Below are 15,732 nucleotides of genomic sequence, written 5' to 3' on the forward strand. Positions count from 1 at the left end.
GAATAAGTAGCTCTTACAAAGAGCGTGTCATAGATCGATGACTGCCTTGTTGCAGGGGACAATAATACGTTCTCACGCGGAGTGTCTGCTGTTCCTCGTGAAGACGTGTGGTGAATTGGACGCCGCTTTGTGATATGAAGTCAAAGCGGCCGCTGGTGCGACAGTGTAACTATCTTGTCAAACATCATGTCGACGATCCAGACGAACTCAAGATACCAAAGAAGTCCGGGAAGAGTTGGTGGTCCGGCCGCTATTTGTCGGGTGCCTCGATAGACCCAAGTTGCTGCATAAATGCGAGTGTGTCGGTCAGCACCCACGCTTCCACGAACTTCCCATCCTCAACGCGGAAGAAGGATGTTTGCTCGTAGGTTACCTCCTCCCCCGTGGGGGCGATGTCCCTGAATTCACCCTCGTGGGTCCCGGTAATGGTGAGTCGGCTGACGACCGTATCGTCTTCGGCGACCAACTCCTCAATCGTCGCCGTGAAGTCAGGGAACGCCTCGTGTAACACCCGGGCGTCCGCCTCAAGGTCCTCGAGCGTAGACGCTCGGGGCATCTCGACGCCCTTGGCCCGATAGGCGACGAAATCGCTCGCGTATAACTCTTCGATCACGTCGTAGTTTTTTTCGTTCAAGAACTCCTCGTAGACCTTCCGTACGAGGGCCTTGTTCGTCTCTTCTGGTGTCGTCGTTGCCATAGTTTCTTCTCCGGTGAAGCGCTCGTCTCGGTGTGCCGCACGTCCCAGAGAACGCCGTTATTATTACGATGGCACGCACGTTATGTGTTATCATATAACATCATTGGGCGCCGCGTACGGCCTCACAAAGTCAGGAGGCTACCGTTCGTCCGGGGTATGATTTATTGTCTCGTCGAGGAATGGTACATACTAACATGGCCATCGACCCTAACTTCGAGCAGAACCGAGAGAAGGTCGGCGAAGAAAAGCTGGACGAACTTCGTTCGTCGACAAACCAAACTACGTTTGGTGACAGCGTCGCCGTCTGGGGACCGGTCGACCCGCCGGAGAAACTCGGCATCCACGGAACACACGTCGCCGTCGACTTCGACATCTGCCTCGCCGACGGGGCCTGTCTCGAAGACTGCCCCGTCGACGTGTTTACCTGGGTCGATACCCCGGGCCATCCCGAGTCAGAATTGAAGGCCGAACCGACACACGAAGACCAGTGTATTGACTGTATGCTCTGTGTCGATGTCTGTCCGGTGGACGCCATCGACGTTGACCCGGGGCGCGCGGGCCGCATCTAAGCGCGCCTGACGCAACCGTCCCTCCCGCCGCTACTCGACCGTCTCGCGGCCGCTGAGCCAGTGCTATCGCAGAATTTTCGCGCAGACCGCACAAAAGATTATTATGAATCTGAGGTCACACTAACACGAGGGAAGTTCTCAATGCACACAGTAGTACTCACGAAAGGCGTTCCTGACTTCCGGGAGGGCCAGGTATCGTTCGACGAGGATGGGCACCTCGAACGGGGGAAGACGCCCACGGTGATGAACCCGAACGACCAGTTCGCTCTGGAGGCCGCGCTTCAAACACGGGTTCGACACGGCGGCCGGGTCAGCGTGATGAGTATGGGGCCGCCGGGGTACAAGGAAGTGCTACAGGAGGCGATGGAGTCGGTGTACGCCGACGACCTGTTCCTCGTCTCCGACCGAGAGATGGCCGCCGCCGACACGTGGGCGACGGCGATTACGCTCAGCGCGGGTATCGAGAAACTCGGTGAACCCGACATCATCTTTGCTGGCTTCAAGACAGCCGACGGGGAGACTGGCCACACCGGACCGCAGACGAACTGGTGTCTCGACATGCCGCTCGTTACCCACGTCATCTCGCTAGATGTAGACGAAGACGAGGGTATCCTGCGAGCGAAACGACTCGTCAAGGGAGATATCGAGGAGATAGAGACAGTCGAGGCGTCGCTTCCGGCGTTCGTCGTCACCGACCCGGAGTTCGTCCCGTCGTATCGCTCGGCAGGCGACCGACTCACGCTGAAGGACCTCCGCGAAGAGACGAAAGCGCGCGCCAAGCACTACGAAGACCATCTGACGGTTTGGGACCATACCGACGTCAACCTCGACCCGGACTACATCGGTCTCGATGGGTCGCCGACTATCGTCTCCTCTGTGGACCCGATTCCGAAAGCCCCGGCAGAGCGCGAGGCGACGATGGTCGACCCGGACGACGAAGAGGCGATGGAGGACGTGCTGGAGGCGATGCAGTCGGCGGCCGCGGGGGGTGACTGACGATGACCGACTTCGACCCGAGCGACTACGAGATTGCTGAACTCGGCCCGGCCATCAAGGACATCGAGGATGCCGCCGAATTAGAGGAGATTCTCCAGAAAGAACACCGCGGCGAGAACCGTGCTGGTGCCATCGCCCTCATCGAAAGTCGCATCGAGAAGTTCTCCGATGACGACGAGGAACCGGCCGACGCCGACGGCCTCGACCTCTCGGAGATGAGCGCGGCCGATGTCGGAAACGCCCTGCAGAACATCGATGAGGTCGAAGACCTTCAGTCGCTACTCGAACGCGAGGAGGCGGGCGGAGACCGCGGGTCGGTCAAACGCCTCATCCAGAACCGCATCGACTCGGTACAGGGGAGCGACGAAGCGGCGACGGAAGTCGAAATCGACGACCGACCGCCGGAAGAGAAATACCCGGACCTCGACCACCCAACGCGGGACAAACGCCACGCCCGGGCGCTCCGCGGCGGTGTCTACCGCGACATGTGGGTCTACTGCGAGACGCAGGCGGGCGAACTTATCGACGTGTCCAAGGAGATGCTTGGGAAGGCCCGGCAACTGATGGACCAGTACAACGAGGACTACGGGGTCTCCGAAGAGAATTCGGAGGCCAGCGAGACGGAGTCTCGCACTGAAGCAGAGCGAGTCGTCGCGGTCCTCATCGGTGACGACGTGTCCAAACACGTCGAGGATGCCATCGCCTACGGTGCCGACGTGGTTCTCGTCCGCGAAGACGAGCGACTCAGCAGGTTCCAGCACAAAGCCTACACGAAGATTTTCTGCGACATGGCTCGGGCCGGTGCGAGTCACGACGGCGGCGAAGTGACCGGCGGCCGTGACGAGGACTGGCGCGACTACGACAAACCACGCTACACCATCTTCCCAGCGACGAACAACGGCCGCGACCTCTCGGCGCTCGTGCAGGGGGAACTCGACTCGGGACTCGCAAGCGACTGTTCGGGCCTCTACATCGAAGAGGAGGTCATCTCGAATCCCGTCAAGACCGGCGTCGCGGGCGAGAAAAAGGAGTTCCAGCGCATCCTCCACATGAAGCGTCCGGACTTCTCCGGGTTCGAGTACTCGACGATTCTCTGTATCGACAACCCGACGCGGGAGTTCCACCCGCAGGGCGCATCGGTCATCCCCGGGAGCTTCGACATCCCCGACCCCAACCCGGGGCGCGAGGGATTGGTCCTCGAACACGACGCCCCCCTCGACGACGACTGGTTCCCCGTCACCGTCACCGACTTCGACCAGTTAGACGAGGGAGTCGACCTGACGGGCCACGACGTAATCGTCGCCGTCGGCCGCGGTATCGGCGACGCCCCGACGCACGGCATCGAACTCGCACAGGAACTCGCGGGGCAGTTCGACGACGCCGAAATCGGCGTCACTCGCGGCATCGTCACGGGGTCGTACCAGTTCGACGGGCACGTCGAGCAGTACACCCACGAGGAGCGCCAAATCGGCGAGACCGGACAGGTCGTCGCACCAAAACTATACATCGCGGCGGGCATCTCGGGTGCCGTCCAGCACAAAGTCGGGATGGACGAGTCGGACACCATCGTCGCCATCAACACCGACCCCGGCGCGCGAATCAGGGGTTTCTCGGACTACTTCATCGAAGGCGACCTCTTCGAGGTGCTTCCGAAACTAATCGAGGCGCTCAAAGAAGGACGCTTCGGCGAAGCGATTGCCGGTGACGCCGGGGCGGCACCAGACGGTGGCGTCGCCGCAGACGACGGAGGTGAGACACGATGACGGAACACGAACACTACGAAGCAGTCGTCGTCGGGGCAGGACCCGGCGGCGCGGCGGCAGCAGCGACGTTCGCCAATTACGGAATCGAGACGCTGGTCCTCGAACGCGGAGTCGAAGCGGGGTCGAAAAACGTCTCCGGGGGCCTCATCTACGCCGAGGAGTCGGCCCCGTACACTATCGACGACCTCTTCCCCGGATTCCGCGAGGAAGCCGCAGAGCGCCCCATTACCACCTACCGCATCCACAACATCGCGGGCGAGAAGGTGGAATCGTTCGACCTGACCAGACTCCACGAACACGACACCGAGTGGTCCGACGCCGTCCTCCGGCGGAAGATGGACTCGTGGCTGGCCGAGCGCGTCCACGAGCGGACTCGCGAGACCGGCGGCGGCCTCTTGACCGACGTACACGTGAACGGACTGCTCCGCGAAGAAGGGAAGATAGTCGGCGTCACCACGGACGAACTCGACCCGATTACGGCGGACATCATCGTCGCCGCCGACGGGGTGAACTCGGAACTCGCCCGCGACGCCGGGTTGATGGACTGGGACGAACCCGAAGAGTGGTTCCAGGGCGTCAAGGCAGTCGTCGATATGCCGGCCGACACCATCGCCGACCGATTCGACGTTGGCGAAGACGAGGGCGCGGCCCACCTCTTCTCCGGCGACCTGTTCGAGGGTGTTCGCGGCGGTGGGTTCCTCTACACGAACCGCGAGTCGCTGTCGCTCGGAACGGTGTTCCACCTCGACAGCCTCGTCGCGGAACGCGCCGAACCGCACCAACTGCTCGACGCCATGTTGACCCACCCCCTTCTCGGCCAGTGGTTGGACGAGGACTACACCGAAGTCGAGTACAGCGCCAAACTCGTCCCCGACTCGAAGAAGGTGGCCCTCCGCGAACCGCACTTCGGTCGCCTCATGCTCGTCGGCGACGCCGCCGGACAGATGCAGGCCCAAGGCCCTATCATCAAGGGGATGAACCACGCCGTCTCGGCGGGCGCGCTCGCTGCGGAAGCGTACGCGCAGGCGAAGTCCCGAAACACCCCAGAAGACGCCGGGACGCTCTACGCCCGGAAACTCCGAGACGAAGGCGTGATGAAGAAACTCCGGCCGACCGGCTACGAGATGATGCGCGGCCTCACGGAGAACGAGTCGGTCACGGACCTCGTCGATGGCGTCCTCACGTCGTCGGTCGGTCGGTTCGGGATTCGGGCGCTCTCGGGGCAACTCGAACGCCTCTACAACACACCGACGCTCTCGGCGATGATTCCGGACACGCGGACCCCCTACGTCACGCTCCCGATGGTCATCGCAGAGGAACTCGGAACGCGCGTCGGAGAGACGAACGACGTGTCGCCGCCGGACCTCGAAGCCCGCATCGGGAACCTCACCTACGACACCGATATCGGGAATCCCCACATCACGCTTCTCGACAACTCCTTTGAAGCGAGCGGTGTCGCGGTATCCGCCTGCCCCGTAAGCGCCGTCGATTTCGGCGGTGGGTGTTACCGCGAGGAGTTCGTCCGAACCAACGGGTCCGAAGAGCGCGTCGTCAGCCTCGACACCCAACCCTGTGTCGAGTGCGGAACCTGCGCCGTGGTCGCCGACACCGAGTGGACCCACCCCCGTGGCGGGAAAGGCGTCGAGTTCAAACAGGGGTGAGTCGATGACGGGAAACACCGCACCGCGGCCCACGACTGACACCGACCGGGACCCGGAACACGCCCGATTCGGAAAGCGCGTTCGCAACCTCGCGGCCGAGGCGCGGTCGGTCCGCGAGTCGTTCGACCCGCCGGACGACGAGAATGCGGACGAGCGGGCGATGTCGTACGCCCGAGAAGGTGTCGGCCCGGTCGTCTCCCTCTACATCGAGGCGCGAACTGGCGGTCAGATGGTCGAGTTTACACAAGAGGAGTTTCGGCTCCTCCACCGCGCCCTCAACGACTGGCTCTCACTGTACGCCCGGTGTTACGGCGTGGAACTCGACGCCGATTTCACCATTCGCGAGGCCGCGGAGATACTGCTGAAAACGCACAACGTCCGTGACACGGCGCAACTGCTGACGTGTGTTCCAGCGCGGCGGTGACGGTTTGCAACGAGAAGAAATATCACAGTCTGAACATCTTTGTCGGTAACCGGAGCTCGAACAGGTCCTCGCGGCGATGGACGAATTGTCCTAATTTTAACCGCGAAACGGTTCCCACGAAGTAACCATCACGAACAACAATTATTAACCATGGGTGTTATTGTGTACCATGGAAGTCACAGACAGTCTCAACTTCGACCACAAGGACCGCAAAGACATCTACGAGTACATCGAGCGCCACGGGACAGTCCGCGAGGACGAGGTACGCCGGGCGCTCAACTTCGACCCGGCGGCGTTAGGGACACATCTGACGATTCTGCGACGAGACGGCTACATCCGAAAGGTCGGCAATCACGTGCAGGTCGCGTACGCCCCCGGCGAGGAAGAGATGGTCACGCTCGACGACCTCGATGTGACCATCCGGATGGCCCAAGACGTTGACCTCGAAAGTCTCGTCGACGCCATCCACGAAGTCGCCGACGAGGGGACTTACATCGAAGCCGAGACAGTCGCGGACATCATCGACCACGAGGAGGTCGTTCTGCGACACAACGAACTCAGTTCCCGGATGGTGTTCGTTGCGACGACCGACGACCAACTCGCCGGGTGGGTCCACCTCGACCTGCCGGAGGCGGAGAAACTGAGCCACACGGCCGTTCTGACCGTCGGCACCCGGTCCGAGTACCGCGGCCACGGCATCGGGAGTAAACTCCTCGAACGCGGCGTCCGCTGGGCGCGCGAACACGGCTTCGAAAAGCTGTACAACAGCGTTCCGGCGACCAACGAGGGCGCTATCGAGTTCCTCGAAAACCACGGCTGGGAGACCGAAGCGGTCCGGGAGAGTCACTACAAAATCGACGGCGAGTACGTCGACGAAGTGATGATGGCCGTCAGTCTCCGGTGAGGTCCGCCACCCCTACGACCAGTTCTTTTCTGCGTCATCGAGCGGGATAGCGACGACGCCGTCCTGTTGGGCGAGCGCCCGAGCGTGCGCCGGACAGACGTTTCTGTCGTCGGCCCACGGGATGTGAAGCCTGACCGCCGCGACGTTCTCGCAGTCGTCTTCGGTGCACTCGGACATGGCTACTCGTAGCGCTCCCGTTCGGCGTCTGCAACCTCGCCGCCGTAGTGGTCCACGAGCGGTTCGAACGCGTCACCGAGCGCGCGCATGCACTGCGCCGTCGAGTGGAACCCGAGTTCCTCGGCGACCGGCGTCCACGGCCGCGCCTGCAACACCTTCCTGACGAGCAGTCGCTCTTCGAGGTCGGACAGCGAGACGTTCCCGGGTGCCGTGAGATGGGCGAGCGCGAGTTGCCTGAACGCCCCCGGTGCCGTCGTGTACTGCCCCGGACCGTACGATGCACCGACGACGACGCGCCACTCGTAGGGCGACAGCGACGGCGCGAAGTCGGGTTCGACGGCCGCGAGCGCCGCCCGCGCAACGTCGGGGTCGAGGTCAGAGAGTGCGTCGGTCAGTACGTCCCCGATGCGGCCGAGGAACCACTGCGAGTGCCGGTCGTGGAGTGTTTTGCCCGCCTCCGACAGCGGGAGCATCATCAGCGCGGAGTACTCGCCGCTCGTGTCGTTACGGGTCGTCGAAAGGTGGACGGTTCGGTAGCCGCTCTCCCGCCAGAAGGAGAGCAGTTCGGGCGTCGCGCCGAACCCGACACCGAGGTAGTCCGCCTCGTCTTCGAACTCGCGTCGGATGGACGAAAGCAAGTGCGACCCGAGACCCCGCGAGCGAACTGCGTGGTGGGTCGCGATGCGCATCACCCGGTAGCCCACAGGAACGCCTGCCTGTTCGTCCCGGAGTTGGCTCGTGAACACGTCGGGGAGCATATTCCCGCGGATGCGGCCGCCTTCGTACATGTGCTGGCGCGTCTCGGCGTCCAACCCGCCTTCGCGTGCGAGAAGGGCCACAGAGACGACCCGGCCGTCGAAGGTGAGCGCCCGGAGCGTCAGGTTCGGCGCGTCGAGAAGTCGCGCCAGGTCATCCGGTTCGGTCCGATAGTGTGCGAGAACGAGCAGGCCGAACGCTTCCCGAAGCAGGTGTTCGTCCGCCAGCAACTCCTCCGGCGTGAGTGTCTCGTAGGCGACGGTACTGTGTGCCGCGTCCTCGATTAGCTGTTCGACCGGTGGGCGCGCATCGAGGAGGAGCGCGCGGAAGGTCCACGATTCTACGGGGTCGCCGACGGCGTACCGAATCGGGTGGTCGAGTCGTACGTCAGTCACCTCGTGGGACGACTCGTCGAGTCGGTCGCGGAACCGGACGGAGAACCCGCGTCCCGCGCCCTCGTAGCCCCGAATGGTCGTACAGAACGCGACAGCGGGCGCGTCGAGATACGACGAGAGCAGTCGAACCGGCAGCGCGGCGGCCTCGTCTACGATAAGAACGGTATCGTCGTCCACTTCGGCACCCGCCTCTGTGGGCGGAACGTACCGCACTCGACCGCTCCCGCGTGCCGAGAGGTCGAACGTGTCGGCGCTCCCTCCGGACAGCGCGTCGAGTTCGTCCAGCAGTCGCTCGGCGCGGACGAACACTTCCGCGGCGTTCCGCTCTCCGGGGGCGGTCACGACAACGTCGCGTCCCTCGGCGGCGAGGGAACCAGCGGCGAGTCCGGCAGCGCTTGACTTGCCGCGCCCGCGGTCGGCTTCGACGACGACTGCGGTATCGTCCTCGTGGAGGACTTCGAGGGCCGAAAGCGCGTCCGACTGGTCGGCAGTGAGACAGTCCTCGTACGCGCGGCGCGGGAACACCCGGTCGCGCGGAATCGGCGGCAGCGGGATGTCGAAGGTGATTCCTTGTTCGTACGCGCCATCTCGCTCCACGATGCCGGTGTCAAGATTGACGAGGGCGATGCCGGGGTGGTCGCGGAGCGTCGAGATGAGTCGCGTACGGAAGCGCCCTGACACGTCCGCGACAGTCGCGGGTGGGACGGCGAGGCGCTCGTCGAACGAGTTCCGCGTTGTCGCCCACTCGTCGAGTGGCGGTGTGAGGAAAACGAGGAGACCGCCGCCGTCGATAGCGCCAGCGACGCGCCCGAGCGCGTTCGGCGAGAAGTCGTCGTGGGCGTCGAGGACAACGACAGTGCGGGTCGTTCCGAGAAGCGACGACGCCTGTCGGGGTTCGACGCGCTCGAAGCGGAATCCCTCGCGGGTCGTGACGAACGTCACCTCGTCGTCGGGCACGTCAGCACCGCGGACCGCGTCGAAGGCAGCGTCGATGCCGCTGTCTCGGTCGCCGGAAAAGACGAGCAACCGGCGTTGGTTGGTCGCCAGTGCCTCGTCGCGTCGGGCGGCGGCGAGCGCCTCGATGTCGGGCGTGCCGGCGGGCGAATCAGAGACGGGAGAGTCGCCGGAACGAGTCATACTGGTGGATAGTCCACGAGCCTATTCACTTCCTTCGGTCGTACCGGGAGACGGTGGCCCGGTTTTTTCCCGCGTGCGGACGCGTCGCACGCCGTCGAGATTTTGAAAGCGCTTTTATGGGGTCCAAAGTAAGGGATGTGTACAGCCTGTCCGGGGTTGATGAACCTCCTCGCCGTAGGGATTGTGCCTGCCGGTCAGTTTCGACCGACCGGTGCGCCGGCGAGGGAGTCGAGCCCGCGAGCAGGATTAGGTGAACAACAATGGCTGTCTACGTAGAATTCGACGTACCGGCCGACCTCGCTGACAGCGCCGTCGAGGCGCTCGAGGTCGCCCGAGATACTGGCATCGTGAAGAAAGGAACCAACGAAACGACCAAGGCAATCGAGCGTGGCAACGCCCAGCTCGTCCTCATCGCCGAAGACGTCTCCCCCGAGGAAATCGTCATGCACCTCCCCGAACTCGCAGACGAGAAGGGCATCCCGTTCCTCTTCGTCGAGACGCAAGACGACATCGGCCACGCCGCCGGCCTCGAAGTCGGCAGTGCGGCCGCGGCAATCGTCGACGCCGGTGAGGCGTCGGACGATGTCGAGGACATCGCGACCAAGGTCGAGGACCTTCGATAACTGACCATGAGCGCGGACGAACAAGCCAGCGACTCGACCTCTGCCGAAGTCATCGAAGTCGTTGGAAAGACTGGGATGCACGGCGAGGCCATGCAGGTCAAGTGCCGCATCCAAGAGGGCTCCAACAAAGGGCGTATCATCACGCGAAACGTGCTGGGTCCCGTCCGTGAGGGCGACATTCTCCAGCTGCGCGAGACCCAGCGTGACGCCGACTCCATCGGAGGTCAGTGAACATGGTTGAGAAGCGAACCTGCGACTACAGTGGTGAAGACATCGAGCCCGGCACGGGCACGATGTACGTCAAGAACGACGGTACCATCCTCCACTTCAAGGACTCGAAGGCCGAGAAGAACTACTTCCTCGGTCGCGAGGCCCGCGACCTGGAGTGGACGGAAGCCGGCCGCCGCGCACGAGGAGAGGACAACTAAATGTCCGACGCGGAGCGCACCTTCGTGATGGTCAAGCCTGACGGCGTCCAGCGCGGCCTCATCGGCGACATCGTCTCTCGCTTCGAAGACCGCGGTCTGAAGATGGTCGCCGGTAAGTTCATGCAAATCGACGAGGAACTCGCCCACGAACACTACGGCGAGCACGAGGGCAAGCCGTTCTTCGAGGGTCTCGTCGACTTCATCACCTCCGGTCCCGTCTTCGCGATGGTCTGGGAAGGTCAGGACGCGACGCGACAGGTCCGCCGCATGATGGGCGAGACCGACCCCGCCGAGTCCGCTCCCGGCACCATCCGCGGTGACTACGGCCTCGACCTCGGTCGGAACGTCATCCACGGCTCCGACCACGAGGACGAAGGCGCGAACGAGCGCGAAATCGCCCTGTTCTTCGACGAAGAAGAACTGGTCGACTACGAGCGCATCGACGAAACCTGGCTCTACGAGTAAGCCGGGTCGCGGTTTTTCGATTTTCTTTTCCCCGAGAGGAGCGGCCGCGCCGTCGGTTCGGCACCCTCTCGTCCGCGCTCTCACCAGCGAGTCACTGGAACCGACCGGGTAGTCACCCGAGTCGCGAGCGAATCCGGTGAGCGAGCAGTTTCGCGATGACGCGCGGTCCCGGTGGCATCATCCCGATATCCTTCGCGATACCCATCAGGTTCACCAGATTCCACTGCTCGACGATACGGTCGTCTTCGACGCGGAAGACGAAGAACGCCGGTTGCGCGAACGATTTCCCCGTCGGCACGAGGTTCCCCCACGCCTTCTGGGGCGTCCCGCGAGCAGTCACCCGAAACATCACCCGGTCGTCCTGCGCAATGGTGTCGTCGATCCGCAGATGCCAGTTCGGCACCACGTCGCGGAAGTCAAGCAACTGGTCGACGAGCGCGTCTCGGCCCTCTCGGACCTCGTCGACGCCTAACTGGTGTGTCACTACGTCTTCGTGGAGTGTCTCGGCGGCAACCGCCCGGTCCCCCGTGTTGATGAAGTCCTCTACGTATCGGCGACAGAGTTCGACGTTTTCTGTCGTTGGTGCGACTGATTCGGATGCCATACCACTCAATACGCGATATAGTGTGTTAATTATTCACAAACGTTCAGCGAAACGAGAGTACCGCGCTCTACGAGTGAGCACCGTTCAAAAAAGGTGGCCGAAACACCTGATCAGTGAGTCGGTCGAGTGGTTCGGGTAGTCAGCCAGCCGAGTGGGTTGGGAAATGGGTCGGCCAAGAGGCCCGGGCAGTTAGTCAGCCTGCGGGACAGGCGCGGCGAGGTCGATTTCGCCAGCGTCGAGTTCGGCTTCGACTTCGCGGGCGGCCGTGACCATGTTCTCCATCTTCTGGTATGCCACTTCGCGCGGAAGGAGTTTCACGCCGCAGTCGGGTGAAACCGTGAGTTTCTCCGGTGGAACCACCTTCAGGCCCTGCTTGATGTTCTCCTTGATTTCTTCGACAGTCTCGACCTCAGTAGTGTGTACGTCGAGGACGCCGAGTGCAAGGTCGGGTTCGAACTCGGGGTCGGTGAACACGTCTATCTGTTCGTACCCGCCGTTGCAGAGTTCCACGTCGAACTCGTCGATGGGGTAGTCGTTGAGTTCGGGGTAGATGCGCGAGTAGTCGCCGTAACAGACGTGGAGGCCGACGCGCACTTCGTCCGGGACGCCCGAGACGATGCGTTCGAGACACTCGCCGACGATGGCGTGGTCGTCCGGCGTCGTCGCCAGCGCGGGTTCGTCGATTTGGATGTACGTCGCACCCGCCTCGACGAGTTGCTCGATTTCCTCGTTGACGAGGTCAGCAAGCGCGTAGGCGAGTTCCGCCTCGCTGTCGTAATGCTCGTTGAACGACCAGCTAGCGAGCGTGTACGGCCCCGTGATAGGCACCTTGACCGGTTTGGACGCCACGTCGCTTGTGAACTCGAATTCGTCGACCAGCCACGGTTCGTCGTACTCGACTTCGTTGACGACCGAGGGCTTGTCGAAGTAGTTGTGGCCCCACACCTTCACCGGGCCGTTGAACTCGTAGCCCGGAATGCGGTGGGCGAAGTACTCGACCATCTCGTTGCGGCGCATCTCACCGTCGACGACGGTGTCGAGACCGGCGCGCTCGTGTTCGTGGGTGATGACGCGACACGCGTCGTCGTGCGCCTCGTGGAGGTGCTCTTCTGTGAACTTCGAGTCGGGGTCCTCCGCGAGGTCAGTCGCGCGGTTGAGCCACTTCGGCTTCGGGTACGACCCGACGACGGTGGTGAGCAGGAAGTGCTCGTTGTCGTGGTTCTCGGGGCGGAACTGCTCGCGGTTCTCGACGCCACGGCTCATGCTTCCACCTCCTGGATCTCCTCGGCCGCAGCGGCGAGGGCGGCGAGTTTCTCCGTGGCGCGATTCTCCGGCAGGTAGAACAGTTCGGTGTTGGTGGTCACGTAGGCGGTGTCGAAGGTCTGGCTCTGTACGCGGTCGAGCGTCCACTCGACGCGCTCGCGAACCGTCTCGGAGTCTTCGACCAGCGTGTTCTGGCCGTCGACGAGACCGAGGGCGATGTCGTCTTTCGTGCCGTACTCGTTGATGTTGTAGAGCGTCTGGTCGCGGTCGCCAACGACGAAGTCGAAGCCGAGCGCGTCGACATCGGCGTCCATCAGGTGAGCGTAGACTTTCTCTTCGAGTGCGCCCCAGTAGGTGTGGACGACGACGTTTGCATCGGTCGCGTCGGCGACGGCGGAGATTGCTTCGGGGACCTGTGCGTCGATGTCTTCGCCCGGTGGCGAGAACACGAGGGAGGGTTCGAGGAGGAACAGCGTCTCGTGTTCCGGGAAGGCGTCGACTTCACCGGCGAGGAAGTCGCTGACAGCGTCGAGGAACTCGGCGTCGTCGCCGTAGTGCTCGTCGGTCGCGAGGTCCGCAAGGGAGTACGGGCCGGGGAGGACGGCCTGCAGCGACTCGTCGCCGAGGAGGTCGGCAGTCGCGTCCAGTTCGGCCGCAACGTCACCGGAGAAGGTGAGTTCACCGCGTACCTGCGGGTCGCGGTAGAAGTTGTTGTTGTCGTAGTAGCGTACGATACCGCCGGTATCGACGTTCTCGTGAACCGTCAGCGGGTGCGCGAGCATGTCGTCCCAGCGGAGTTGGCCCTCGACGACGCGGTCTAACCCGGCATCGACTTGCTCGGAAACGACTTCCTCGCGGGCGCGGCCGTACGCCTCGACGATGTCCGGTCCTTCGTTACCGGAGATGAGGTCGTGCTTCTGGTGGCCTTTGAGGTCGGAGAGGTCCTGCTTCGCCCAGTCCGGGAGGGGATACAGTCCCGGTGTGGTGGAGACGAGTTCGGTCATCACCTCTCGTTTTGAAATGACGGGCTATAATATTTCCTGTATCAACAAATGCATCAGAGTTATTTTATCGCGAGGACGGTCAGCGTCTCGAACGGGTAGGACTCCTGTACCGTAACCTCGTGCGAGAAGCCGTTCGACTCGGCGCGGTCCAGCACTTCGTCGTATCCCGAGAGGCTACTGACGAGCAGAAGTGCCTCGCCGCCGGGCTTGAGGACCCGCCCGACAGTGTCGAGGAAGGGGTCGATGATGGCGCGGCCGTCTTCGCCGCCGGTGAGCGCCGTCTCCATCCAGTCGTCCCGCTCGGCATCAGGGTCTGACGGGAGATAAGGCGGGTTGAATGCAACCGTGTCGAACGAGTCATCTCGGAACGGCGAGACGAGGTTTCCGCGCACGACTTCGAACCCGCGTTCACCCTCATCGCGGAGTGCAGCGGCCCGTTCGGCGGCTTGCCGACACGCGTGTGGGTTCAGGTCGCTCGCGACCACGTCGGCGTCCGTCTTTCGGACGAGTTGCTCTGCGACCCATCCCGACCCGGTTCCGACTTCGAGGACGCGCCCCGAAACGCGCTCGACGGCGGCCTGTGCGAGCAGCCCTGAGTCCTCCGCCGGTTGGTAGACAGTGGTGTTCACACCGCGGCGTTCTGCGAGGTCGGTCACTGCCGGTCCTCCTGTGCCGACGCACCTGTGTCTACGCCACCGCCTGCGTGCTGGCCGTCGCCTTCAGCACCCGGTCCAACAGGTTCCGTAAGTCGAACCGGCCCCGACTGCTCGCGCGCGGAGAGTTCGCGCTGCGGGAAGGGGATGGTGATGTCCTCTTCCTTGAACACCTCGTGAATCGCACCAATGGCCGCCGTCCGCGCGCGCCACTTCCTGCGGGCGCTCGGGCGGTCTATCCACGGGCGAACCCCGAGGACGACTGCGGAATCGGCGAATCGCTTGGCGACGACCTGCGGTTTCGGCACCGACAACACCTCGTCGAGTTCCTCGACTGCCTCCTGTGCCACCGTCGCGGCGTGGTCGAGGTCGGTACCGTAATCGACGCCGACTTCGATTTCGAGACGAAGCCGACCCTTTCGACTCCGGTTGACGAGGCTCTCGGAACTCACCACGTCGTTTGGAATCATGACGTACTCACCGTCGAACGTCTGGATTCGCGTGTTCACGACCGTGATTTCGGTGACGATTCCCTCGTGGTTTCCGACTTCGACCCAGTCACCGATTTCGAACGGACGCGAGAACATGAGGACGAACCCCGCGAGGAGAGCACCGAGTGTCTGTCTGGCGGCCATACCGACCACGATACCGAGGAATCCGGCACCGACGAGGACGCCGCCGAGGTTCGCTTCCCAGACGCCGAGGATGCCGATAAGTGCGACGAGGTACGTCGTGACCTGCGCCAGTCGGTAGATAATCTCCCGCTGGTGGTCGGATATCTCCGGCCGAGTACTCGCAATCTCCCTGATGAACCGGCCGATGACCGTCGTCAGCACATACGCGCCGACGGCGAGGACCATCGAGAGGGCCAATCGAGCGAGCGCCTCCGTGCCGAGACCGTACTGTTCGGCTATCGTACTAAACTCGGCGCTGGTGGGCCAGATGACGACGAGAAGGCCGCCGCCGCCGATGGCCACGACGAGTCGCAAGAGCGTGACGCTGAGATGCCACACCGGCGACGAAATCGCTTCGATGTCGCGGTCGTGGAGGCGCGCGATGAGTCGCCAGACGACCGCTACGATGATGACGAGGACGACGCTGGCAGCGGCTCTCGTCTCGAACGACGAGAGAATCGGTGCGAGAGGCGTCTCGCCCTGGAGGAGCGACAGTACAAACACGGAGGACCAAGCGGCAAACAGGGAAGTGAGCATAG

General features: G+C 63.1%; 18 protein-coding genes. 10 read left to right on the forward strand and 8 right to left on the reverse strand.

The window, feature by feature from the left end; translation table 11 throughout:
- Nucleotides 1-250: 250 nt before the first annotated feature.
- Nucleotides 251-697: an ester cyclase gene (locus ACH9L7_RS02775; RefSeq protein WP_396612227.1), complete on the reverse strand. Its 447-nt coding sequence runs from the start codon at nucleotides 695-697 to the stop codon at nucleotides 251-253.
- 194 nt (nucleotides 698-891) lie between these two features.
- On the opposite strand from ACH9L7_RS02775, the gene ACH9L7_RS02780 reads away from it, so the two are divergent.
- The 6 genes from ACH9L7_RS02780 to ACH9L7_RS02805 all read left to right on the forward strand — a co-directional run bounded on the left by ACH9L7_RS02780 (nucleotide 892) and on the right by ACH9L7_RS02805 (nucleotide 7,014).
- Nucleotides 892-1,266, forward strand: coding sequence for a ferredoxin family protein (locus ACH9L7_RS02780; RefSeq protein WP_396612228.1), 375 nt, complete (start codon nucleotides 892-894; stop codon nucleotides 1,264-1,266).
- Between the two features lie 141 nt (nucleotides 1,267-1,407).
- On the forward strand, nucleotides 1,408-2,262 hold the full coding sequence (locus tag ACH9L7_RS02785; RefSeq protein WP_396612229.1) for an electron transfer flavoprotein subunit beta/FixA family protein: 855 nt from the start codon (nucleotides 1,408-1,410) through the stop codon (nucleotides 2,260-2,262).
- Nucleotides 2,263-2,264: 2 nt separating this feature from the next.
- Complete coding sequence (locus ACH9L7_RS02790; protein ID WP_396612230.1) at nucleotides 2,265-4,025, forward strand: electron transfer flavoprotein subunit alpha/FixB family protein; 1,761 nt, start codon at nucleotides 2,265-2,267, stop codon at nucleotides 4,023-4,025.
- The gene (locus ACH9L7_RS02795; RefSeq protein WP_396612231.1) at nucleotides 4,022-5,686 is read left to right on the forward strand and encodes an FAD-dependent monooxygenase; all 1,665 of its coding nucleotides are present in this window, start codon (nucleotides 4,022-4,024) and stop codon (nucleotides 5,684-5,686) included. The genes ACH9L7_RS02790 and ACH9L7_RS02795 overlap by 4 nt, the downstream gene beginning before the upstream one ends.
- 4 nt (nucleotides 5,687-5,690) lie before the next feature.
- Nucleotides 5,691-6,110, forward strand: a complete 420-nt coding sequence (locus ACH9L7_RS02800; RefSeq protein WP_396612232.1) for a hypothetical protein — start codon at nucleotides 5,691-5,693, stop codon at nucleotides 6,108-6,110.
- A gap of 169 nt (nucleotides 6,111-6,279) precedes the next feature.
- A complete protein-coding gene (locus tag ACH9L7_RS02805) occupies nucleotides 6,280-7,014 on the forward strand; it encodes a GNAT family N-acetyltransferase (protein ID WP_396612233.1) in 735 nt (244 codons plus the stop codon).
- A 12-nt stretch (nucleotides 7,015-7,026) separates the two neighbouring features.
- Here ACH9L7_RS02805 and ACH9L7_RS02810 read toward each other — a convergent pair whose 3' ends face one another.
- Nucleotides 7,027-7,191, reverse strand: a complete 165-nt coding sequence (locus tag ACH9L7_RS02810; protein ID WP_396612234.1) for a hypothetical protein — start codon at nucleotides 7,189-7,191, stop codon at nucleotides 7,027-7,029.
- 2 nt (nucleotides 7,192-7,193) lie between these two features.
- The gene (gene tmcA, locus ACH9L7_RS02815) at nucleotides 7,194-9,479 is read right to left on the reverse strand and encodes a tRNA(Met) cytidine acetyltransferase TmcA (protein ID WP_396612235.1); all 2,286 of its coding nucleotides are present in this window, start codon (nucleotides 9,477-9,479) and stop codon (nucleotides 7,194-7,196) included.
- 260 nt (nucleotides 9,480-9,739) lie between these two features.
- On the opposite strand from tmcA, the gene rpl7ae reads away from it, so the two are divergent.
- Genes rpl7ae through ndk form a run of 4 tightly spaced genes read left to right on the forward strand, consistent with a single transcriptional unit; the run spans nucleotide 9,740 to nucleotide 10,995 of the window.
- The gene (gene rpl7ae / locus ACH9L7_RS02820) at nucleotides 9,740-10,102 is read left to right on the forward strand and encodes a 50S ribosomal protein L7Ae (RefSeq protein ID WP_007543462.1); all 363 of its coding nucleotides are present in this window, start codon (nucleotides 9,740-9,742) and stop codon (nucleotides 10,100-10,102) included.
- Between the two features lie 6 nt (nucleotides 10,103-10,108).
- Nucleotides 10,109-10,333: a 30S ribosomal protein S28e gene (locus ACH9L7_RS02825; protein ID WP_007543463.1), complete on the forward strand. Its 225-nt coding sequence runs from the start codon at nucleotides 10,109-10,111 to the stop codon at nucleotides 10,331-10,333.
- Nucleotides 10,334-10,335: 2 nt separating this feature from the next.
- Entirely contained in the window at nucleotides 10,336-10,530 is a 195-nt protein-coding gene (locus ACH9L7_RS02830; RefSeq protein WP_396612236.1) for a 50S ribosomal protein L24e, read from the forward strand.
- Complete coding sequence (gene ndk / locus ACH9L7_RS02835) at nucleotides 10,531-10,995, forward strand: nucleoside-diphosphate kinase (RefSeq protein ID WP_396612237.1); 465 nt, start codon at nucleotides 10,531-10,533, stop codon at nucleotides 10,993-10,995.
- A 112-nt stretch (nucleotides 10,996-11,107) separates the two neighbouring features.
- Here the strand turns inward: ndk and ACH9L7_RS02840 are convergent, their stop codons facing one another.
- The 5 genes from ACH9L7_RS02840 to ACH9L7_RS02860 all read right to left on the reverse strand — a co-directional run bounded on the left by ACH9L7_RS02840 (nucleotide 11,108) and on the right by ACH9L7_RS02860 (nucleotide 15,730).
- Nucleotides 11,108-11,599: an ester cyclase gene (locus ACH9L7_RS02840; RefSeq protein ID WP_396612238.1), complete on the reverse strand. Its 492-nt coding sequence runs from the start codon at nucleotides 11,597-11,599 to the stop codon at nucleotides 11,108-11,110.
- 189 nt (nucleotides 11,600-11,788) lie between these two features.
- Nucleotides 11,789-12,862: a methionine synthase gene (locus ACH9L7_RS02845; protein WP_396612239.1), complete on the reverse strand. Its 1,074-nt coding sequence runs from the start codon at nucleotides 12,860-12,862 to the stop codon at nucleotides 11,789-11,791.
- Complete coding sequence (locus ACH9L7_RS02850) at nucleotides 12,859-13,866, reverse strand: 5-methyltetrahydropteroyltriglutamate--homocysteine methyltransferase (RefSeq protein ID WP_396612240.1); 1,008 nt, start codon at nucleotides 13,864-13,866, stop codon at nucleotides 12,859-12,861. Before ACH9L7_RS02850 ends, ACH9L7_RS02845 begins: the two co-directional genes overlap by 4 nt.
- A gap of 59 nt (nucleotides 13,867-13,925) precedes the next feature.
- Nucleotides 13,926-14,522 carry a HemK2/MTQ2 family protein methyltransferase gene (locus ACH9L7_RS02855; protein ID WP_396612241.1) on the reverse strand — a complete coding sequence of 199 codons (597 nt, stop codon included), beginning with the start codon at nucleotides 14,520-14,522 and terminating at the stop codon, nucleotides 13,926-13,928.
- Nucleotides 14,519-15,730: a mechanosensitive ion channel family protein gene (locus ACH9L7_RS02860; protein WP_396612242.1), complete on the reverse strand. Its 1,212-nt coding sequence runs from the start codon at nucleotides 15,728-15,730 to the stop codon at nucleotides 14,519-14,521. The genes ACH9L7_RS02855 and ACH9L7_RS02860 overlap by 4 nt, the downstream gene beginning before the upstream one ends.
- Nucleotides 15,731-15,732 lie beyond the last annotated feature (2 nt).

This window comes from Haloferax sp. S1W (assembly GCF_044593955.1).
GTDB lineage: Archaea > Halobacteriota > Halobacteria > Halobacteriales > Haloferacaceae > Haloferax.